27 protein-coding genes are annotated in these 21767 nt (G+C 37.2%); 17 read left to right on the top strand and 10 right to left on the bottom strand.

Translation table 11 applies throughout. The features are described 5' to 3' along the window. Nucleotides 1–96 precede the first annotated feature (96 nt). From MKP09_RS09940 to MKP09_RS09925, 4 genes are all read left to right on the top strand, one after another. On the top strand, nt 97–918 hold the full coding sequence (locus MKP09_RS09940) for a nucleoside phosphorylase (protein WP_240827610.1): 822 nt from the start codon (nt 97–99) through the stop codon (nt 916–918). Between the two features lie 177 nt (nt 919–1095). Next, on the top strand, nt 1096–1536 hold the full coding sequence (locus MKP09_RS09935) for a diaminopimelate epimerase (protein ID WP_240827608.1): 441 nt from the start codon (nt 1096–1098) through the stop codon (nt 1534–1536). Next, nucleotides 1494–1868: a diaminopimelate epimerase gene (locus tag MKP09_RS09930; RefSeq protein ID WP_317235288.1), complete on the top strand. Its 375-nt coding sequence runs from the start codon at nt 1494–1496 to the stop codon at nt 1866–1868. The genes MKP09_RS09935 and MKP09_RS09930 overlap by 43 nt, the downstream gene beginning before the upstream one ends. A gap of 32 nt (nt 1869–1900) precedes the next feature. Further along, entirely contained in the window at nt 1901–2365 is a 465-nt protein-coding gene (locus tag MKP09_RS09925) for an NUDIX domain-containing protein (protein ID WP_240827606.1), read from the top strand. Here MKP09_RS09925 and MKP09_RS09920 read toward each other — a convergent pair. Together MKP09_RS09920 and MKP09_RS09915 are read right to left on the bottom strand one after the other, a co-directional pair. After that, nucleotides 2362–3453 carry an AI-2E family transporter gene (locus MKP09_RS09920; RefSeq protein ID WP_240827594.1) on the bottom strand — a complete coding sequence of 364 codons (1092 nt, stop codon included), beginning with the start codon at nt 3451–3453 and terminating at the stop codon, nt 2362–2364. The two genes, MKP09_RS09925 and MKP09_RS09920, sit on opposite strands and share 4 nt — an antisense overlap. 102 nt (nt 3454–3555) lie before the next feature. Next, nucleotides 3556–4338, bottom strand: coding sequence for an endonuclease/exonuclease/phosphatase family protein (locus tag MKP09_RS09915; protein WP_240827584.1), 783 nt, complete (start codon nt 4336–4338; stop codon nt 3556–3558). 103 nt (nt 4339–4441) lie between these two features. Between MKP09_RS09915 and MKP09_RS09910 the strand changes: the two genes are divergently transcribed. Further along, a complete protein-coding gene (locus tag MKP09_RS09910; protein ID WP_262915191.1) occupies nt 4442–4981 on the top strand; it encodes a DeoR/GlpR family DNA-binding transcription regulator in 540 nt (179 codons plus the stop codon). Further along, complete coding sequence (locus MKP09_RS25850; RefSeq protein ID WP_317235211.1) at nt 4963–5208, top strand: DeoR/GlpR family DNA-binding transcription regulator; 246 nt, start codon at nt 4963–4965, stop codon at nt 5206–5208. Before MKP09_RS09910 ends, MKP09_RS25850 begins: the two co-directional genes overlap by 19 nt. 81 nt (nt 5209–5289) lie before the next feature. On the opposite strand, the gene MKP09_RS09905 is transcribed toward MKP09_RS25850, so the two are convergent. The 3 genes from MKP09_RS09905 to MKP09_RS09895 form a co-directional block, all read right to left on the bottom strand. After that, a complete protein-coding gene (locus MKP09_RS09905) occupies nt 5290–6195 on the bottom strand; it encodes an AraC family transcriptional regulator (protein WP_240827581.1) in 906 nt (301 codons plus the stop codon). A gap of 320 nt (nt 6196–6515) precedes the next feature. Beyond that, nucleotides 6516–7151 carry a hypothetical protein gene (locus MKP09_RS09900; RefSeq protein WP_240827578.1) on the bottom strand — a complete coding sequence of 212 codons (636 nt, stop codon included), beginning with the start codon at nt 7149–7151 and terminating at the stop codon, nt 6516–6518. A 121-nt stretch (nt 7152–7272) separates the two neighbouring features. Next, on the bottom strand, nt 7273–7680 hold the full coding sequence (locus tag MKP09_RS09895) for a response regulator (RefSeq protein WP_240827575.1): 408 nt from the start codon (nt 7678–7680) through the stop codon (nt 7273–7275). 180 nt (nt 7681–7860) lie between these two features. On the opposite strand from MKP09_RS09895, the gene MKP09_RS09890 reads away from it, so the two are divergent. From MKP09_RS09890 to MKP09_RS09860, 9 genes are all read left to right on the top strand, one after another. After that, nucleotides 7861–8472, top strand: a complete 612-nt coding sequence (locus MKP09_RS09890; RefSeq protein WP_240827568.1) for an SCO family protein — start codon at nt 7861–7863, stop codon at nt 8470–8472. A gap of 19 nt (nt 8473–8491) precedes the next feature. Beyond that, a complete protein-coding gene (locus MKP09_RS09885) occupies nt 8492–8866 on the top strand; it encodes a hypothetical protein (RefSeq protein ID WP_240827565.1) in 375 nt (124 codons plus the stop codon). A gap of 174 nt (nt 8867–9040) precedes the next feature. Further along, nucleotides 9041–9847, top strand: coding sequence for an MbnP family protein (locus MKP09_RS09880; RefSeq protein WP_240827557.1), 807 nt, complete (start codon nt 9041–9043; stop codon nt 9845–9847). A gap of 5 nt (nt 9848–9852) precedes the next feature. Next, entirely contained in the window at nt 9853–10497 is a 645-nt protein-coding gene (locus MKP09_RS09875; protein WP_240827556.1) for a cytochrome-c peroxidase, read from the top strand. A 35-nt stretch (nt 10498–10532) separates the two neighbouring features. Beyond that, nucleotides 10533–10877 (top strand): cytochrome-c peroxidase, encoded by a 345-nt coding sequence (locus MKP09_RS09870; RefSeq protein ID WP_240827549.1) that lies wholly within the window; start codon nt 10533–10535, stop codon nt 10875–10877. A 120-nt stretch (nt 10878–10997) separates the two neighbouring features. Then, entirely contained in the window at nt 10998–11930 is a 933-nt protein-coding gene (locus MKP09_RS09865; protein ID WP_240827541.1) for a transporter, read from the top strand. 142 nt (nt 11931–12072) lie between these two features. Beyond that, entirely contained in the window at nt 12073–12324 is a 252-nt protein-coding gene (locus tag MKP09_RS28030) for a helix-turn-helix domain-containing protein (protein ID WP_394801049.1), read from the top strand. A 100-nt stretch (nt 12325–12424) separates the two neighbouring features. Then, nucleotides 12425–12589 carry a cupin domain-containing protein gene (locus tag MKP09_RS28025; RefSeq protein WP_394801048.1) on the top strand — a complete coding sequence of 55 codons (165 nt, stop codon included), beginning with the start codon at nt 12425–12427 and terminating at the stop codon, nt 12587–12589. 97 nt (nt 12590–12686) lie between these two features. Continuing rightward, nucleotides 12687–14756: a family 10 glycosylhydrolase gene (locus tag MKP09_RS09860; RefSeq protein ID WP_240827540.1), complete on the top strand. Its 2070-nt coding sequence runs from the start codon at nt 12687–12689 to the stop codon at nt 14754–14756. Here the strand turns inward: MKP09_RS09860 and MKP09_RS09855 are convergent. Both MKP09_RS09855 and MKP09_RS09850 read right to left on the bottom strand, forming a co-directional pair. After that, nucleotides 14753–15121, bottom strand: coding sequence for a COG3650 family protein (locus MKP09_RS09855; RefSeq protein ID WP_240827539.1), 369 nt, complete (start codon nt 15119–15121; stop codon nt 14753–14755). The genes MKP09_RS09860 and MKP09_RS09855 overlap by 4 nt on opposite strands. A 347-nt stretch (nt 15122–15468) precedes the next feature. Next, the gene (locus MKP09_RS09850; protein ID WP_240827538.1) at nt 15469–16485 is read right to left on the bottom strand and encodes a zinc-binding dehydrogenase; all 1017 of its coding nucleotides are present in this window, start codon (nt 16483–16485) and stop codon (nt 15469–15471) included. Between the two features lie 350 nt (nt 16486–16835). On the opposite strand from MKP09_RS09850, the gene MKP09_RS09845 reads away from it, so the two are divergent. Beyond that, on the top strand, nt 16836–18137 hold the full coding sequence (locus MKP09_RS09845; protein WP_240827537.1) for a DUF5690 family protein: 1302 nt from the start codon (nt 16836–16838) through the stop codon (nt 18135–18137). A 10-nt stretch (nt 18138–18147) separates the two neighbouring features. After that, the gene (locus MKP09_RS09840; RefSeq protein ID WP_240827536.1) at nt 18148–18831 is read left to right on the top strand and encodes a phosphonatase-like hydrolase; all 684 of its coding nucleotides are present in this window, start codon (nt 18148–18150) and stop codon (nt 18829–18831) included. A gap of 13 nt (nt 18832–18844) precedes the next feature. Here MKP09_RS09840 and MKP09_RS09835 read toward each other — a convergent pair whose 3' ends face one another. The 3 genes from MKP09_RS09835 to MKP09_RS09825 form a co-directional block, all read right to left on the bottom strand. Next, on the bottom strand, nt 18845–19573 hold the full coding sequence (locus tag MKP09_RS09835) for a DUF4091 domain-containing protein (protein WP_240827535.1): 729 nt from the start codon (nt 19571–19573) through the stop codon (nt 18845–18847). Further along, nucleotides 19567–20574 carry a glycoside hydrolase domain-containing protein gene (locus MKP09_RS09830; RefSeq protein WP_240827534.1) on the bottom strand — a complete coding sequence of 336 codons (1008 nt, stop codon included), beginning with the start codon at nt 20572–20574 and terminating at the stop codon, nt 19567–19569. The genes MKP09_RS09835 and MKP09_RS09830 overlap by 7 nt, the downstream gene beginning before the upstream one ends. 74 nt (nt 20575–20648) lie before the next feature. Then, nucleotides 20649–21638: a metallophosphoesterase family protein gene (locus MKP09_RS09825; RefSeq protein WP_240827533.1), complete on the bottom strand. Its 990-nt coding sequence runs from the start codon at nt 21636–21638 to the stop codon at nt 20649–20651. Between the last annotated feature and the right edge of the window lie 129 nt (nt 21639–21767).

Raw genomic sequence — 21767 nt, 5'->3', positions numbered from 1 at the left:
CTGCTTATCCGCCCACCGGCGGACAAGAGAGCTTTTTGAAGGCTTGCAAAAATAGGGTATTTTTGGTAGATTTTTAATATTTAACCGTCAAAATTTATGAACAGAATTGCGGAAAGTGAATTGATATTAAATGATCGTGGCGCAGTATACCATCTGGATCTGCGCCCTGAAGAGATTGCCGGAACCGTAGTAACAGTGGGCGATCCTGACCGCGTAAGAGAGTTTAGTAAATATTTTGATGCAATTGAAGTGCAGCGGCAACATCGTGAATTTGTAACTCACACAGGAACGATCGGTGGCAAGCGGCTTACGGTATTATCTTCAGGTATTGGACCAGACAATATTGATATTGTGATGAATGAATTAGACGCACTGGTAAATATTGATTTTGAAACGCGTAGCATTAAAGAAACGTTGCATTCAATAAACATTATACGTGTGGGCACTTCGGGTTCTTTGCAGAGCGATATTGGTGTGGATGAGTTTGTAGCGTCTACCCATGGTTTAGGTATCGACAATCTTTTAAACTTTTACCAGCATGAAAATAATGGAGAGGAAGCGCAACTGTTGCAATCTTTTATTACGCATGCTCAAATAAAAGGAGAGCCTTACATTACGGGCTCCGCTCCTTCCCTACTGAAACATTTTACGCAAGGTTTTCATCAGGGAATTACTGTAACTTGTCCGGGATTTTACGGGCCGCAAGGGCGCGTGTTACGATTAGGAATCAGCAATCCTAATCTAATCGACAGGCTTACAGATTTTAGTTATGGCCCGCACCGAATTACTAATTTTGAAATGGAAACCTCAGCAATTTATGGTTTGGGAAAATTGTTGGGGCATCATTGTCTTGCTCTGAACGCAATAGTTGCGAATCGTGTAAAAAAGAATTCAGTAAAGATGGAAAAGCGGCGGTAGAAAATCTAATAAAGAAATTTTTAAAAATATTTGTAACAGAGTTTTGATTTATTTGTTTGTATTATTGATGAGATTAATTATCGTAGTAATATAGGATGAGTATTTTACAAAAAAGATGAAGAGTGCGACGCAATACTGATCAGATGTATTCTAAGATGATATCATAAAAAATTTATTATGCGTTTTTATAAATACCAGGGAACGGGAAATGATTTTGTTATTGTAGATAATCGAAAAGTGAACCATAGTGCGCTATCGCAGAAAATGATCCATACAATTTGTGACAGACGTTTTGGGATTGGAGCAGACGGTTTTATGTTGTTAAATAACAAACCGGGGTTTGACTTTGAAATGATCTATTATAATGCGGATGGCCGTGAAGGCAGCATGTGTGGCAATGGTGGGAGGTGCATCGTTCAGTTTGCCCATGATATCGGTATCGATAGACAAGACTTTAAATTTCTGGCGGTTGATGGCGAACATAGGGCGGATATTGATAATGGATTGGTGTCTTTAAAAATGATCGATGTAAAAAGTATCCAACTGTCTGGTGATTATGCAGTGCTGAATACAGGATCACCTCATTATGTAAAAAAGTTGAAGAGCTTGCAACACTAAATGTATTTGATGAAGGCCGCAAGATCCGCTATAATGAAGAGTTTAAGGAGGATGGAATAAATGTGAACTTTGTAGAACTCCTAAAAAATGGTTCGCTTAAAGTAAGAACTTACGAGCGTGGTGTGGAAGATGAAACCTTCGCCTGCGGCACAGGCGTAACAGCAGCAGCACTAGTTTTTTACCAGCATGAAACCGGCCATCATTCAATTGATATAGAAGTTTTGGGAGGTAAATTAAATGTAAGTTATAATAGAAATGCTGACGGATCTTACAATGACATATGGCTGAAAGGCCCGGCAGTTAAGGTTTATGAAGGGACATTTAATATTTAGATGTAGTAATTAGAAATTAGAAATTAGATTTAATGGAAACAGGAATTACATCTATAAACCTACGCGTTTATGGAGTTTTGGTAAATGACAAGAAACAGGTTTTAGTAAGCGACGAACGTATTTATTATAACAATCTTGAAGTAACCAAATTTCCCGGCGGAGGATTGGAGCTGGGCGAAGGAACTATTGAATGTGTGATAAGAGAATGCAAAGAAGAGATTGGTATTGATGTGGAAGTGATCGATCATATTTATACTACCGACTTCTTTCAGCAATCTGCCTACAACCCGGAGCATCAGATCGTTTCTGTTTATTATCTTATTAAACCTTTAGAGCCGTTGCGGATTCATGTAAACAACGGAGCGGCTGTATATCCCAAGGAGGTTTCCGAAATATTCAGATTTGTTGACTGGAACTATTTTAACGAAGATGTGATGACACTTCCAATAGATAAAGTAGTTGCCAGGATCATGAAAGAAAAATATGAATCTCTTTAGCCGTCATTCTTTGGATGTTCATCAACGAGTTTAGGCGATAAGGCGGCAGGCTCAAGCTCATCCTCGTCTTCTGGATGATCATGAACAAACTCGTTCATATAAATATCATACAAAACTATCAGATAGCTCAACAATAAAGGCCCAAATACAAGACCAACAAATCCAAATAAACTAAGTCCCAGTAACACACCCATAATTGTTATGACAGGGTGTGTATCTCCTATTCTTTTCAACAAAGTGATGCGAGCTACATAGTCTACATTACCTGTTATAACAACATGATATAAAAGCAGAAGAGTGGCGTTAAGCGTGTCCCCTGTGGCGAACATATAAATAGTAACAGGTACCCAAACGATCATTGTACCTACAACAGGGAAGAACGCGCACACACCTGTTAAAAATCCGTATAACCCCCAATCTTCAACACCAAAAAGTGCGTACCCAATTGTGGCTATAACACCCTGAATAATAGAAATAAGTGGTATACCCAAAGCATTTGCTATTACCACTTTTTTTGTTTCGTCAGAAAGGATTTTTACATTACGGCGTTTTAGAGGCATTGCCCGGCTAAGATACTTTTCAATATTGCTACCATTATATAACATATAGTATAAGATGAAAAGCATGATGGCCAGGTTGGAAACCAGCGTCAACGTACTATTTAATATTTTTGGAACAACGGTAGTAATTTTATTTACAACGTTAGATAGTGTGTTTTCTGAAATCAGGTTGAACCCTACTTTACCTTGAATTACAGCAATAGTGTGTTTGGCTGAATTTAATATTTTATTGGGATCTTCCAGCACCGTATTTATTTTGGGGCTGATCAGCGTAATAGCCAGGCTAATAGGAATACCAATTACTATCAGATAAAAGATAATGAAACCCAGGGCGGTCCATCCTTTCTTCCATTTTTTATTGTACACAAAATGGAAATACTTTCTGCGGCTTACAATATACAAAGTAACCGCACCCAAAAGTCCTGGTATAAAAGTAACCAGCTCCGTTATAACTGTTATAATAAGAAGCAGGATAATACCCAGAATTAAAATCTGCTTAATACGCTCATTGAATATTTTTTGGGACATATAGGATAAATTGGAAAAAGTTTTTCTTCTATAATAAAGATATACGATTAATAGTATTAAAAATCATACCAATTCAATTAAGTAGCTGGCTACCCCACTTTGCTAATTAATCTCCAGAATGGAAGTCACTGGTAAGTGATCTGATGCATAAGTTTCATTTATCACTTCGTGTTTTGTAACCTTGAAAGCATTTTGTGGTTTGTAAGCGATGAAGTCAATAGCTTTTTTAGGTTTAATAACCGGTATTGTTGGCTTACAACTTCCACAGGTTCTTTTAAATTGTTGGTCTAAAGTTTTGATCACTTCCGTATTTTCTTCTGCGTTAAAATCACCTGCAATGATCATTGGTTGTTTCTTTTCACGGGTAATACTGTTGATTGCTTTTATTTGCAGCAGTCTGTTTGTATGTGCTTTTTGGGCATCTAAATGAGTACTTCCAATTGTGATAACCTTGCCGCCGGGTAGTTGAACAGAAGCTGTAGCGAGAACCCGTGGTTCGCCTCCGGTTGTTGTATCCATGGGTAAATGGTGCGTCTCCGTTTCTGTTAATGGATATTTTGAGAGGATGGCCACACCATAATCACCTCCGTCATGATCGATTGCTTTTGCAAAATAAAACGACTTCATACCTGTTTTAAGGGCTAACTGAGCAGCCTCATTTACTTTACCGCTACGTCCGGTATTTACGTCTACTTCCTGTAATGCTACAATATCCGGATTTTCTTTCTTAATAGCATTAGCTACGGCATCAATATCAATAAAGTCGGGTTTGGATGGCGGATTGCAATGATGAATATTATAACTCATGATTTTTATTGATGTTTGGGCTTGCGTCAGAGAAAAAGAAAAAACAGTACTAGCGAGGGCAAATAGCAAATGCTTCATAAAATCGAATTTTAGTTTAAATGTATAACGAATCTGCAAAACCTGGTAAAAGTATTTGCATTTGTCTATTTTTGATATTATCTTTTTTGTTTAGACAGTATTCATGAGTAATCTAATAGAACGTCATCAGCATATTATCGAATTAATTAAGAAGGAAGGAAGCATCAAGGTTACAGACCTATGTAATGACCTGAATGTTTCTTCTGTAACAATCAGAAAGGATCTCCAATTTTTGGAAGATAAAAAAATGCTCTTTCGAACGCATGGTGGTGCCACCCTTACCAATCCATATATTGCTGACAGGCATGTGGATGAGAAAGTAACCTTGCAGGCAAATGAAAAGCAAAGGATCGGAGAATATGCTTCCAGTTTAGTAGAGCCTAACGACTGTATACTTATAGCGTCGGGAACCACAGTTCAATTCTTTGCAAAAAACATTTTTGCTAAAGAAGGCCTTACTGTTGTAACGTCTGCATTAAATGTTGCACTTGAATTAATACACCATCAAAGTGTTGAGGTCATTCAATTAGGTGGCCTGATGCGTAAAACATCTGCTTCGGTAACAGGGATGTGTATGCCGAAACTGTTTTGCAGGATTTTTCTTGCAGCAAACTTTTTCTTGGTGTGGATGGTATCGATTTAGACTTTGGCCTTACAACTTCTAATATGATGGAGGCGCTACTGAATAAAAAGATGATTGGAGTTTCTCAGAAAACCATTGTACTAGCCGATTCCAGCAAGTTTGGTAAAAGAGGTTTTGGCAAAATTTGCGGCTTAGATGATATTGAACAAATAATAACTGACAGCAATATTTCAGAGCGTACTGTTTCAGCACTTGAAGGTATGGGTGTGGAAGTAACTGTAGTGTAACTTAGGTTAGAGATTGAAATTTTTGAAAGTTAATAAAGAAAATAGACTTCAGATTATCTGCTTATAAACCTGTCAACCTATTTAATCCTTATTTACAGATCTATACTTAACAGGAGGCATACCCGTAACCTGTTTAAATCTTTTTGAAAAATAATAAGGATCATCAAATCCCAGCGTCAAAGCAATTTCCTTGATAGATTTATCCGTAAAGTCGAGCTGTTGACAAGCTTGTTGAATTTTCATTTGCATGAAATAATCCATTGGCGCATAACCTGTTTTTTGCTTAAACAAATTTGAAAACCGCGATACAGAGTAGTTGGAATAATTGCTGATATCTTTTAACGTGAGCATATCGGTAATATGTTCCTGCATATACAAAATGGCATTATCTACACAATCGCTTTTCGTGTTTTGTGAAGCGGGATGATGCCGGGAGTTGTAAATGAACAATGATAAAAACTGGGAAAGGCAAAGGTTAGCAAAAAGAAGATTATCAAGGCTGTAACCCAGCTCCAGCGTTTTATACATTTTATTAAACAGCAAGCCCGCTTCCCCATTGTCTTTTATATGGCGTGGCTTGAAGTGCTCTTTTACGGTATGCAGATTATTGAACTCCGGTAAACTATTTCCACCAAAATGAACCCAGTAAATACTCCATGGATCGTGATTGGCGCATGCATAAGCATGTTCCACATTTTGAGGTAGAACAAAAAACTCGTTTGGCCCAACTTCATACTTCTCGCCATCCAATTCGTACCAGCCATAACCATCCACGCAATAAAAAAGGAAATTCTCGTGTAAGCCATGCCTGCGGCGCGTTAAATGGCCTTTTGCTTTCGGATAAAATCCAAGACTTGCAATATATAAACTGCTTAAAAGAGAATTATTATGTACAACCGATTTTAAAACCGGACGGGGAATTTCAATTCTCTGCTTGCCTACTCCATACCAGATGTTTTTGTGCGAGCCTTGTTTTACTTCATCCATATTCATTGTGGCAATATAAGTCCAGCAAAATTTTCTTTACCATTACTTGCAAAACTAAATTAAAGTTTTTTTGCGCAATCACAGTTAATTTATTGGCTATTCAAGAATATAAATATTTAAACGCCGAACGGGCTGGGTATTTATGAAGGGCGGAAAATAGCGAACCAAAAGTTCAGCCTTTGCACTTCAGTAAGCTGAAGCCGTTTTTGTTGGCTAATTTACATTTTTCTGCCAAGAAAAACGTCGAAGGCGAAATAGTAGCACAAAAGTTGAGGATTAAATTTCAGCCCGCCTTTCATAAATACCTTGTTGTACGCAAACTATTCAATAACTTGAATTTGACCTTCTATTAAATATTCCCAAATCTCATCCGAATTGAAAACTTGTCTGCCATTAATAGTTGGTAATTCCATTTGAATATTGCCTGTACCATTCCAATAAGAGTTCCAAATGTGTCCGATAGTTTCTGAATCACAAAATGAAACTCTTTGTGCGTATCGGTCTAAAGAAACTATTTCCATATTAACTTTCACTACTTTGTTCAAAGGATTGTCAATTATTTTGAATTGTTTCACGCTACTAAGATTCCACTTATATTTTGAGGCTACTTTTTTGCAAGTTTCTATGTCCCCAAACGCATAGACGGCGGAAAGTCGTGATGGATAGTGAGGATAATTATAAAATCTGTGCATTTCAGCATTATATTCTGTTCTATATTCAGACGTTAAAGAATTTTCAAATGCAGATATGGCATTTACATCCTTCTTTTGATTGATAATAAATGGCAAATAGTCTACTTTCCCAGATACATATTTTTCGATAAACTTTAGGTCATTCCAATGGAAAACAGTTCCTGAAGAAAACGACTTTGTTACACTTAAATTATGTTGTGTTACAAAATTAGTTTGGTCTACAAATACGTAAAAAATCTCAGGAATAGGTTCGTTAGTATTCAATAAGTTCAACATTTACTCTTAGCGTGTCTGTTTTATAGTTGCGTACAACTTGCGAATATTTGAATTTACAGATAAAAGACTTTGACTGAAAAAAGAAAGCTAATAAAGGGGTTGTTGGGAATTACAATTTTTGTATAGTTGTTGGCACAGCTCGCGAACTATTCTCTAATGCCTTCTGGATAGTTTGTACCAATTCATCCAAATCAAACGGTTTAGCAAGAAAGTATTCAGCGCCAGCGTTGTTGGCCAGTTTGGAGATTTCGCTGTTTGCTGAAAAATATACCACCGGAATATCTTTCAAGCTTTCTTCACTTTTTAATTCCTGTGTGGCAACAATTCCTCCTTTCGGTGGAATCCAATTATCCATAAAAATCACACCCGGTTGACAAGCTTTTATTTTGGCTGCAACATTTTCGCAATTTGAAAAAGTACTAACACGCCAGCCATGATCCTGCAAAACATAATTGCAGATAGACAAAATGTCCTCATCATCATCAAAAATAGCTATTCCGATATTTTCGTTGTTCATAACAATTTTAAAAACGTGAAGTTAACAATTAATTGTTGACGCTTTTTATTCTTGCAATAACTTTTTATTTATTGAATTGCCCCTAGACATCTTTAAGTATTCATCCTCTTTTCAACTCCAAGTTATTGGTTCAATATCCATCTAATCATTTTATTTTTGCGGTTTGTAAAGGGAAAAATAATGCTAAAAATCGTTAGTCTGTTTGTTATCGCAATCTGTCTTGTTTCATGTAGCAGCCAGCCTCAAATACTACCAATTTTAGGAGCGCCTGCTGTAAATGGATCCGATACCGTCTACCCTGCTATTCCTGATTTCAGATTTATAGATCAGGACAGCAATATAGTTACACAAAGTTCTTTCAAAAATAAGATTTACATAACCGATTTTATATTCTTGTCTTGTCCCACCATCTGCCCAAGAATGACAAAAGAAATGAAAACAGTTTACACAACATTTGCCTCCGATGACAGGGTGAAATTGCTTAGTCATACCATAGATCCAGATCGCGATAGCATTGAACGACTAAAAGCATATGCAAACTCTTTAAACGCATCCTCATCGAAATGGCACTTTGTTACAGGCAATCAGGATAGTATTATTTACTTAGCTGAAAAAGCTTATTATTCTACAGCATATCCAGATAGCACATCACCGGGCGGCTTTGCGCATAGTGCGGCTTTGTTGCTCATTGATAAAAACAAACATATACGAGGTGTGTATAACAGTACAGAGCCAAAAGAAACGGAACGATTAATAAATGACATCCAAATATTATTGAAAGAACAATTTTAGACCTACATTTGCCGGGCATTTGAAAAAAATAGTATCCATATTACTTATTGTTGTTTTCGTATTACAAAGCGGCAGTCAACTTTGGATACTTGCTACCTTTTACATCAATAGAGATTACCTCGCATCAAACATTTGTATAAATAGGTTTGATAGAATTCCGGTTTGTAAAGCATCATGTGTGCTTGAAGAACAGTTGAAAGCAAATGGTGAAAAGCAGGAAAAACTGCCCGATCTTAAAGTAAAAGAGATCACACTTTTCTCACAGGAACTTCTTGTAACTCCCACTTTAAACATAGGTTTCAAAACCGACAAGAACTATCCTACATACACCAAAAAGCTCATTCCACAGGGTTTTTCCCACGATGTGTTTCACCCTCCTTGTACAATTTCTTAAGTATTTTTTATTACCAGCAGATGAACAGGTAGCATCTTAATTGCTACGCTCAGTTTATCAGTAGCACAAGTGGCATCCCACATAAACGGCGATGACATTCGCGTAGCGTTTATACTTCGCAAGAATATTTTAAGAAATCAATCTCTTCACTTCCATTCAATAATAAATAAACACATGAAACACAGCATAATTATTATTACCTTATTTGCTTTTATATTCCAATCCTGCAAAAAAGATATTGATGAACCAACTTTTAATGAAGATAATTTAGCACCTCTGTCAGTTGAGTTTGATAATATAGTTGGCGGACAGAATCTTATACTCAATTCAACTAATTATAAAAACGCAGCCGGAGAAACTTATAAAGTTCAGTTGCTTCAATATTTCATCAGCAATATAAAAGTTGCAAAAGTTGATGGCACAGTTTATACCATTCCACAGGATAGCAGCTATTTCCTGATAAATGAGTCTGATCCCGAATCAAGATTCGCTAAAATCAGAGTTCCCGAAGGTGATTATACTAAGCTTACATTTACCATTGGTGTAGACAGTTTGAGAAGCACGATGGACGTTAGTAAACGCACGGGTGTTTTAGATCCGGCAAGCGGACATGACGGCATGTATTGGGATTGGAACAGCGGATACATATTTTTTAAAATGGAAGGCACAAGCCCTCAAGCGCCAACAGATCCTACCGGAGCTGAAAAATTCCGTTATCACATTGGCGGATTTGGCGGATATTCAGCCCCAAGTATCAATAATATTAAAACTGTAACCCTTGATTTGACAATGCGTGGAGTAGCGCAAGTGCGGAAAACAAGATCGCCAAACATTCATCTATTTGCAGATATCAGTAAAGTATTTGATGGTGTAAATACTGTTAGCATTACTGCACACCCCCAAGTGATGCATAGCGAATTTAGCGTGAGCATTGCAAACAATTATGCCGCAATGTTTACTCACGATCATACTGAAAATTAATTGCCATGCATCGAAAACAATTCACGGTGATGGCTATCATTATAGTCATCATCAGTGCCTGCAGCAAAGATGTGGTTATTGAAAAATTCTTTCCTGGATTTAACAGGCCGGTTCATTTTCCTGAACCGGCTTATAATATAGCAGGTAACACAATCACAAAAGATGGTTTTGAACTAGGCCGAAAGCTATTTTATGAACCACGATTATCAAGGAATAATACGATCAGTTGTGGTAGCTGTCATATCCAATCATCCTCATTTACACAACATGGTCACGATGTTAGTCATGGTATTGATGATAGACTGGGACGGCGTAATAGTCCTCCTATTATGAACCTTGCGTGGAATACATCGTTTATGTGGGATGGCGGGGTTTTTGATTTGGATCTGCAGCCGATAGTACCCATAACAGCTCATGAGGAGATGGACGAAAAGCTTAGTAACGTCATTTCGAAACTTCAGACACATTCGGAATATCCTGCTCTTTTCAAAAAAGCATTTGGGAGCGATCAAATAACAACGGCCAGTTTTATGAAAGCCTTATCGCAGTTTATGCTGATGTGTGTAAGCAGTAACAGTAAATATGATAGTGTTGTGCAAAAAAGGGTGGCGTCCAGTTTAATGCCATCGAAGAAGCTGGATATAAATTAGTACAACAAAAATGCGGTAACTGTCATAAAGAACCTTTGTTTACAGACTATAGCTTTCGTAATAATGGTATTGGCATCGGCGCTAATAATGATATGGGCCGTTTTGATGTAACATTAAACGAGAATGATAAGTATAAGTTCAAAGTACCCAGTTTAAGAAACTTAAAGTATAGCGCACCTTATATGCATGACGGCAGATTTTATACGCTTGAAGCAGTGTTGGATCACTATAGTAGTAATGTACAGGAATATGCAAATGTAGATCCATTTTTAAAAGATGGCCTCTCCTTAACTATCGCTGAAAAGCAGCAGATCCAGGCGTTTCTGAATACACTGAACGATACGGAATTTATCAATAACAAATTATTAGCTGAACAATAGTTCGAAGTCGAGATTTATAATGAAATGAGCATAAAAAAGTATTCATTTTCAAGCTTGAAAGAAATGAGTATTTTTTATGCAAAATTTCATATGACAAAATGAAATCAATAAAACAAACACATGAAAAAATATATAATCATTCTAATAGTCATTATTTCTCCATTGCTATCAATAGCATGCGACATATGTGGATGTGGTGGAGGCAATAATTATATAGGCATCTTACCAGATTTTCACAAACACATAGTAGGCATCAGGTATCGTTATAATGCCATGCTTTCGCATGTGGGTGTTGGTGGTGCAACATCTTATCTGACTACCAAAGAACGCTACAATATAACTGAAGCCTGGGGCGGTTGGAATATTAGTGACAGAGTTCGCGTAATGGCTGTTGTGCCATACAGTTTCAACGAAAAAATAAACCAGGGAAATAAGCAAAGCAAAGATGGTATCGGTGACATATCATTGTCTGGCTTTTACGAATTGTTGAATAACAGAAATACGATATCTGGAAAAAATGATAATCCCAAATTATTGGTTCAAAGTTTATGGTTAGGCGGCGGCGTAAAACTGGCTACCGGAAAGTATAATCCATCTGACAAAGCTAATGCCGGGCAATCAACAAACCTCTTCCAGTTAGGAACGGGCAGTTATGATTTTAATCTTAACGCTATGTACGACATTCGATTGCAGGATGCAGGTATAAATTTAAACTCAAATTACAAAATCAATACAGCAAATAAGTTTGATTATAGATATGGAAATAAACTAAGCCTTAATTCGCAGGCCTATTATAAGTTTCGTACCAAAAGCAATATTATGATAGCGCCTAATGCAGGCATTCAATACGAGAATTCAAAAACTGATATGGACGAAAATATCAATGTTACGGTATCTGGTGGCAGGTTGCTTTCGGGCACTATTGGCCTTGAAACTGGCATTGGAAAATTTGCGATAGGTGCAAATTATCAAACACCTCTATCTCAAAATCTCGCAAATGGTATTGTAAAGTCGGAAGATCGGTTTATGGTACATATAGCCATCGCACTATAGTTTAATAATTATCAACAGCTGCAAATAATAAACTGATTAAAGGTTTGGAATGTATGTATTTTTGGTTCATTAGCAGTTAAAAAATGGAAAACTATCTCATAGGCCTTGGTAAGCGCATAAAAGAAATCAGAAAAAAAGTAACCTGACTATTACTACAATAGCTGGAAAAGCTGATGTAAGTAATGGATTAATCTCACGAATCGAAAATGGAAGAACAATTCCCTCTTTACCAGTATTGCTAAGCATCGTGAATGCATTAGGTGTACCAGTTGCTGATTTTTTTAAAGATATACCAGCATCTAACGAAAAAAATATATCGTATCACGTAAAGAAGAACAAGCTGTTATTGAGAAGGAAGATGATGCTAAGGGTTTTGAGTATAGGCTTCTTTTAGGAAAACAACTTTCTTCTGTAGGATTTGAAGCCGTATTGTTAGAAATACAACCACAGTCTCGACGCGAAAAAGTTGAAACTGTGCATATGAATTTAAATATATTATTTCCGGCTCTTGCAGTTATATCATCGGTGAAGATGAAGTGATTTTACACGAAGGCGATTCTTTATTTTTTGATGGACGAGTGCCCCATGTTCCAGTGAACCGCGGTGAAATACCTTCTAAAATGTTGGTGTTATACTTCTTTTTATCTAAGAATGAATAAGCCTGCAAATGCTATTGTTAGCATGATACTACTATTTGTTGATTAATTAATAATCTGCTTTTATATGAATATTCGATATCTACTTTCAGTATGTTTTTTGTCTTTGGTAATTGTATTTTTCTCTTGTACATCAGTCAAAAGAACTACTTCCACAACAGCGAGAGCTACAGTAGACACGCTAAATATACCTGATGCTCCAAGAGAATTTCGCGCCGCCTGGGTAGCTACTGTCGATAATATTAACTGGCCCAGTAAACCGGGTCTTTCCACCAAGGAACAAAAAGAAGAAGCGATTAAACTACTTGATTTTTTAAAGGATCACCATTTTAACGCAGTTATTTTTCAGGTGCGGCCACAAGCAGACGCATTATATAAAAGTTCAATAGAGCCTTGGTCTTATTACTTGACTGGAACTCAGGGAAAAGCTCCGGAGCCTTTTTACGATCCGCTACAATTTTGGATAGATGCTGCACACGAAAGAGGTTTAGAATTTCACGCCTGGCTTAACCCCTACCGGGCACATCATGTTGCTGGCGGCGAAGTAACTGAAACCTCTATCGTCAAAACGAAGCCGGAATTGGTAGTAAAATTAAAAGAAGGTTATTGGTGGTTTGACCCCTCTATGAAAAAAACGCAGGATCATGGTGTTAGCGTTGTAATGGATATTGTGAAAAGGTATGACGTTGATGGCATTCATTTTGACGACTACTTTTATCCCTATGCTGCATATAATAAAGGCGAAGATTTTCCGGATAGTGTGAGTTGGAACCAATACAAAAACGAAGGTGGAAAACTGTCGCGTGGGGATTGGCGAAGAGAAAGCGTAAATACTTTCATCCATCGCCTTTATGACGAAATAAAACAAGAAAAGAAACAGGTGAAGTTTGGATTAAGCCCTTTTGGAATATGGCGGCCAGGCCATCCGCGGGCAATAGAAGGTTTTGATCAATATGAAGGATTGTATGCCGATGCTAAGCTTTGGCTGAACAACGGATGGATTGACTATTTCTCGCCTCAACTATATTGGCCAACCAGTCGCCTTGCACAAAGTTATCCTGTACTTCTGGGTTGGTGGTCAGCCCAAAACAAAATGGGCCGGCATCTATGGCCAGGAATTAGCGTGGGCAGAGATACAAGCTTAAGAAATACAACAGAGGTTATTAATCAAATTATGATATCGCGCGGAATGATGCCCCAAAGCAGCGGCGTTGTACATTGGAGCATTTCTTCTGTTACCAAAAATCCTAATCTTTCCAAAGCGCTTATTGAAGGTCCTTATAAAAATGAAGCGCTGGTACCAGCAAGCCCATGGCTAGATAATAATAAACCTGAAGCTCCGGCGGTAAATATTTCACAACAGACTCAATCCGTCATTGTTAGATGGACACATTCGATGGATACCAAGGTTTTCAAATGGGTAGTGTATTATAAATACGGAAATAATTGGAGTCAAAAAATACTTAACCAAAAAGAGCATTCATTCGAACTTAAATTAAGCGAAGGAAAATATAAACTTAATGGTATTGCAGTTTCAGCTGTTAACCGTTTGGGCAACGAGAGTGCAAAAGCAGAAGCCTCATTGAGCTCGGTAATTATACAACCAAGAAGTAGCTGGAATGCCAGTAACGCAAGGCCTTACAAGCAACAGGTTCCGGTTCGAATTACAGTGCATCATGAAGGCGGCAGGGTTTTGGCAGACACAGCAAATGCAGCCACACGACTTAAAAATATTCAAACCTGGTGTATGGGTTCAGACAGAAACTGGGCGGATGTTCCTTACCATTATTTGATCGGGCCTGATGGCACTGTATTTGAAGGACGTGACCCGCTTACTGTTGGAGAAACGAATACTGAATATGATCCAAGCGGTCACCTGCTAATTTGCTTTTTGGGTAACTATAGCCAACAGGAAATGAATCCTTATTTACTGGATGTGCTAACACGCCTTATCGCTCATTTCTGTTTAGAATATAATATTTCTCCGGATACTATTTCGACACATCGTGATCATAGCAAAATGACAACTTGTCCAGGCGAAAACATCTATACTTATTTTCAGAATGATTATGTGAAGCGTCGCGTTAAGGAGTTACTGAAGGAAAAAAATAAACATATCAGATTATTAGACAATCTAAACCCAGCTTTTGCTTTACAATTTTTATCTTAGAAGGTATACACAGCAGCATCATTAGGCAAAACAACTTTGAGGCCTGCCGGAATATTACCGTCAAACTTAGGCTGCATCGATGGATTACCCGGATATTTTTTTCCATCAAATTTCACAAGGTAATTTACACCTCTGCTCGGTATAATCAAATCGCTCCAGTTTTTTGTTTTAGAATTAGCGATCACAACAGGGCCATCCACAATAGTAAATCCGCTAATTTTTGTACCCTTATTATCTAACAAATAAACCGTGCAGCCAGCATTACCACAATAATAACTTCCTTTCATTGTTACTAAAATCTCATTCTTACCATCCTCATTTAGATCAATCTCTGAATAACTGAACCTGCGGTCACTCTCTGTCAAAATGTTTATATCCTTGCTAACTAAATTTCCTGTCAGCTCTTTTTTATAAGATCCGCAATAGGGTTTAAAGAATCTTTATTAAAAACAACGGACGATTCATTGTTATTAACAGGTGCTATTAAAATAGAATCTTCACTTTTATCATTTTTAGTATCTGTACCAGAATTACATGCAAGTATCGCGCATGATATTAACAATAAAACCGAAAACAGTAATTGCATTTTATTCATTGGAAGATGTTTAAAGTATTTTGAAAAACAAAGCTTAGTTTAGGTTTCATTTGAGGGCGTTTAAGAAGGTTTTATATTGCGAATTTAGGAAGAACAGTTTCTAATAAAACGAACTGGCTATTGCCTGATTCCGACTCTATAATATTTACCATTGGCAGCTGTCTCAAAGGCTTGCTCTAATTCCTCAAGTGGAAACTCAGCACCCACAAGTTCTTCAAAGGGATATTTTTTATGATTTGCTTCTATAAAACGTATAGCCGAAGCGAGATCTGCAGGAGTATAGTTGTGAAGTCCCTTTATAGTTAACAGGTTTCGCACAATCATTTCCGCATTTATTTGCGTATCTGGCTGATTAAATACAGCGCCAACCCAAATAGCCGTTCCTCCTATGTTGAGTAGTTTCAAGCCCTTTTCCATAACTGCGGGAATGCCTGTCGTATCTAATACAATATCTATTTTTTCATGTATCGAAAGTTCAGCATTGATTTCCTCAACGCTTAAGTCTCCTTCGAAGGTTTTAGTAGCTCCGAATTTTTTCGAATAAGCTAGGCGGTCTTTATTTACATCAATTGCATAGACATTTTCTGCACCGACATCGTTTGCCATAGCGCATGCAGAAAGGCCAAGCATACCTGCACCAGCAATCAATATATTTTTCTGTGCTATATCGCCAGCAAGCCTCAGCGCGCCAGCAATCGTCGCATGAGTACAATTTATAGGTGCCGCTGTTTTTGCATTAATCTCGTTTGAAAATTTGAACACAGCAGTTCCTTTCTTTAACATGCAATGCGTTGCCAATCCACCATTAAGACCATCATTTGGTGTAAATGTGTGATGCCCGTATTTATAAAGACCAACAGATTTTTGAGGTATTCCCTTCAAGGCCATTTCGCTACTGTGGTCATAAGCATACACACACCAGGTTATCACATCGCCTTCGGTTAAAATATTTCCATTGTGGTCAGCACCTACATCCCTACCCATTTTAATAATTTCTCCAATAATTTCATGGCCCAAAACGCACGGTGTGGGAGACATTCGTCGGCCAGAATGTGTATGAAGATCGCTCGTACAAATACTCGTATATTTTATTTTTATTAATAGTTCTCCGTTCGAAGGTTCGGTTAACAACACTTTTTTGGGGTGAAAGGTTGTCCTGCACCATTAAATATCATAGCTGTTGCCTGAGAAAATTCATCACTCATATTTACTATTTGTAAAATTTAAAGTTATCAAACAAAAACTATTTAAATGCTGATTTTCATTTTTAAAACTTCAAATACTTTTTAAATAAAATCCAAACGTCCTGATTTTCAACAATTAAAAGAAAATCAAATATTTACTAATTATCAGTACCTTATGTAAAGATATTACCTATTTTCCTGACAACATTCGCTTTACATTAAATTAATAAAACCTTCATAATGGCTTAATATTCCTCTGCGTAATGCGATTTAGCTTTGCTCGTAATCAAAAAAATACGTATGTCCCTAAAACGAACTATTTTTACAAATAGTAAAAAATCAACTTTACCAATACTCGTTGCAGTATTTCTTTGTTATACGGGAATGTACGCAGTAAGAAAATCATTTTTAGCAGGTCAATATACAGATCTTGATTTAGGAAAAAACCTAAATACCAAAACAATACTGATCATAAGCCAGGTTCTTGGTTATTTGATTTCAAAGTTTATTGGAATAAAGGTCATTTCAGAAATGAAGAAGGAAAAACGTGTTCAACTGCTGATACTTTTTATCACTTTTGGACTCGCAATGCTGGGTTTGTTTGCTATCGTACCTCCCAAATTCAAAGTGCTGGCTATGTTCTTAAACGGCTTGCCTTTAGGAATGGTGTTTGGAATTGTCTTTTCTTATATAGAAGGTAGAAAAAATACAGAATTGCTCGCAGCCGCTCTTAGCGCCACATTTATTTTCTCAACAGGATTGGTAAAAACAACCGGGTTGATATTAATGAACGATTTTCATATAAGTGAATATAATATGCCTTTCGTAACAGGTTTGTTATTCTTTCCTGTTTTTATAGCATCGGTATTAGTTTTAAAATACGCGCAGGCTCCTACCGAAAGTGATATGATGGAGCGAACGCAACGCGTGCCAATGTTTGCAGCCGACCGGAAAAAATTCATTCGTGAAAATGGTATGGGATATTTCGGGTTGGTAGCTATCTACATTCTGCTCACGATCGTAAGAGACTTCAGGGACAATTTTATTGTGGAGTTCTGGGCAGAACAAGGCTTTTCCGGCGCGCCTCAAATAGTCACATTAACAGAAATACCAGTAGCTGTAGTTGTATTATTGATTGCTGCAGCTGGTATATTAATACGTAATAATGCAAAGGCATTTAGCACAGCGATGTTTCTTACTGGAGTTGGAGGCATTATTGTTTTAGCATCCACAATACTGTTTAAAAACAATATACTTTCCCCCATAACATGGGTGGTAATTTCAGGCATTGGTATTTACCTGCCCTACATACTTTTCCATTGCCTCATTTTTGAAAGGCTGGTTGCGTTGCTTAGCTTTAAAGGAAATGTTGGATTTCTTTTTTACATCGCTGACGCACTTGGTTATCTGGGAAGTGTTGCAGTCTTGTTTCTTAAAGAAATTATTGGCTTTAAACAAAGTTGGGCGCAGTTTCTTATCTCATTAAATATTCAGTCAGCCATACTTGTTTTATTATTAGCAGCATTTACAATATGGTATTTTAGAAAGCGATTAGTTAAAAAGAAGCAACAGATAATAACTTCAAATATTTATTCAACTTAAAATGATAATTATGAAAAATATAAAAATGGTAGTTTTTGATATGGCAGGAACTACAGTTGACGAAGACAATATTGTTTATAAAACTGTACAAAAGGTTATCAATAATGAAGGATTTTCAGTGAGCCTTGACGAAGTATTGCAACATGGCGCGGGTAAAGAAAAACATAAGGCGATAACAGATGTCTTAACAGAAAGTACTGATGCTACTGAAGTGTCTAAAATTGCAGACAAAGCTTTTGGTGCATTTAAGTCTGCTTTGGAAAAAGCTTATGACGAGAGTGAAATAAAAACGTTTGATGGATTGGAAACATTTTTTGAAACACTAAAAAGCAAAGGTATTATTGTTGTTCTCAACACAGGTTACGACAGAAAAACAGCTACAAAGCTTGTACAAAAACTGAACTGGCAGGAAGGTGTACAATTCGATGCATTGATTACAGCCGATGATGTTGAAAAAGGACGTCCCCACCCTGACATGATATTTAAGGCAATGACGCAATTTAACATTACAGATTCATCTGAAGTGCTGAAAGCAGGAGACTCAGAAATAGATATATTAGAAGGAAAAAATGCAGGTTGTGGCATCACGGTTGGTGTGTTAAGCGGGGCTCAAAACAAACAGCAGTTGCAAACAGCTCAACCTGATTATATTTTAGACAACCTTACTGACCTTCAGCACATACTTTGGAAATAAACATTTGTTGAATCTAAAGATTCAGCAAATGCCTGGTTTTCCCCAGCATATCTTTTGCTGAAGTTTTTGATAAGGCTGGTATTTGAAATTGCTTCAAAGCTTCTTCCAGTTGCTGCATCTTCTTTGTGTCACCTTTATCGCTGTACTCTTTTCTCAGTATGTTGATTTTTTCATAATCCTGTATGCCTTCAATTATTTTTTCAAACCTTATGCTTGTCAGCGGTCCGGGGTAAACCAGGTATGTATCTCCAGATGGCCATGCTGTAAAACGGCTGTCGTTAAGCGGACTTGACGGCCAGCTGTTATACGCCCAACGCAGATAACCTTCCATACCAGTTGCGGCTGTGTACCACCCCATCCAAACCATCTCCGCAGGTGGCGAAAAAGTGAAGGCATTAGGATATTTTTCCACGCAGCAGGTGTACCAGGTACTCACTTTACCTTGTTGCTTTCTACTTGCTAAAACATCATCCGGGAACTTCCATTTTGATGCTATGCAATAATTATTAATATCCTTTTCTATTTCCTGATGGTATTCCCCTGCTAAAGCAATCTTCCAATCTTTATCAACTGATTTTAATAACCGGATAACGGACTGCATGGCCGCCATTGGCCTTTCATCCATGGCTATATAGGTTTTTTCAAACCATTTCTTTTCTTTGAGATGTTTGGTAAAATCAACCAACATCGTTCTCCAAAAATCATTATAACCGTCACTACCAATGGCATCGGTACTTACCATTTCTTTTTTAAGCCTTCGTCATAATATGAAAAAGCTATTTTCCAGGGAACCATGCTATAACAACTGATACGCCCTTTAATGCCGCAACTCATAACAAATTCAACGTATTTATCAAAAAGCGAATAATCATATTCCCAGCTGCCGTTAGCTTTTTTGATCCATTTAATAAGGCTGGGATAATCATCGTAAGTTTGATGCCCCCAAGGCTCATTAACAATACTTGCTGTAATGTTTTTCTGACCAGCTTCCGCAAGCATTGTATAATATTTTTTCATCAATGAGAAATGCTCATCGCTCCACAACTTTACTTTATGAATGCGCGCAACAGCCGCAGGATGCTGCCAAAGATCCAGGTCATATTTCCATTCAGATGGAGCAGGCAATATCCTGTCGATTACTTTTACGTTTATTTTAAGCTGATAATTTTTAGAAGCATTCACCGTAATTACTCCTGAATACATACCAGCACGTGTTTCAGAGGGCACAGCAATACTTACCCAAACAGGTTGCACGCTATTCGCTGTAACTTCGGCAGATTGTATTTCAGTATCAATTATATCTGCCCGCAAGGAGGAATCAAAATTCACAGACTTCCTGTGACCACAACCTCCCGCAAATTCGTCTGCCATTACATACTGCACAAACCCTGTACTTATATGATTTTTTTCAATAGAGGCATCTTTACCTTTTAAGTCGCCAGCAGTAACACTAACATCATTAAGTGATTTCTTTGAAGAGATCAATATTTGCGCATGTACTTTTTCACCACGCCAGGCTGTAAGATTATATGTGGATGATAAGGCTATTGCAGGCGGTACATCTTTTGCAACACTTTCATCGCTGCTTATAAAACCAACAGCTACCGCTTCTGGTTGTCGCTCCCATTTTTCTTGTACCTGCGCCGTTGAAAACTTTGGAGCTTTTTGCAGCGCCAGGCTAAGATCCTGTGCTTTTAAATGCAACGCAGATAATAAACCAAATAATGCGATATACAATTTCATTCTTAAATTTTTACTATTTCGTATAATCAGAAAATACCGGCTTAATGAAACTGAATATTTCCTTACACCAGATTTTATGAATTTTTACGTTTTATATTCCGATTGCTAATGGAAGGAACAACTTCTTTTTCCGAAGCCCATGTCTTTTCATGAAAATAGTACAGTTCTTTTGGTGAACGACCCTTCCATGTTGACTTACGGCCTTCTATTTTTATAATCCCGGACAAAGGATCAATTGTTAAAGTAGTAAATAAAGCATCAATGTATGGACAAGTATATTCAATCCACGGATGTTCTTTGTGCACTTCTTCTGAATAGCTTTTATGTTTAAATTTATCACCCATCCAAAAATAAGAAGCTGAATTTATATGAACATAATTCACTTTATCTATCACAACATGGCTATCAATATGTGTGTGACCGTTGATAGCAAGCAATATTTTGTTTGCATGTGTAGATAATATTTTTTGTAGCTCCACAGCATTATCCACCGCTTCTCCTCCAGCTAATGGTTGATGCGATATAATCATTACAGGATCAGTAGCCCGAATCAATTGTTGTTGCAACCAATCGGCTTGCTCCTTATTAATATATGAGGCATAACCACCTTTATGATTAGGAGAGCCTTTATCATTACCATCCAGGATTATAAAGCAAATGCCATTTATATTCTTTGCATAATACCTTGCTGGCATTCCCCAATAATCCAGACATTGTTGTTTAGTATAGCCAGCGTCTGTATCATGATTGCCGATCACATGCATACGCGAGGAATGTGCATTATTGAAGAGGTCTATCACCGTTTTATTCTTATCACCAGGATAGGCAAAGTCTCCCATTTGCAAAAGGGCGTCAGGGTTTACTTTTTTCATATGAGTTAAAAAAGCCTCTAATCTTTCCTGTCCGTCATGCATAATGTCCTGATGCAAATCGGTTATAATTCCAATTTTAGTTTTTGATGTTTTGCCGGAAAACATACCCAATGTTTCACCTGGTATTTGTAATGCAATTCCTGTAGACATCATCGCAGTAAGAAAACTGCGGCGCGAAACGGTTTGTGGCATAATTTACTTTATTAAATGGATAGTTGAGGGAATATTACGCTAACAATACACAATTTTAGAGGACAAAAAATATAGTTTTCAAAGCAAAGAAAAACTAAAGAATAGCAAGCAAAGAAATATGAAACCTTA

Source organism: Paraniabella ginsengisoli, assembly GCF_022513635.1.
GTDB lineage: Bacteria > Bacteroidota > Bacteroidia > Chitinophagales > Chitinophagaceae > Niabella > Niabella ginsengisoli.
The sequence above is the reverse complement of the archived record's forward strand: the minus strand, read 5'-3'. Positions and strand labels throughout refer to the sequence as shown.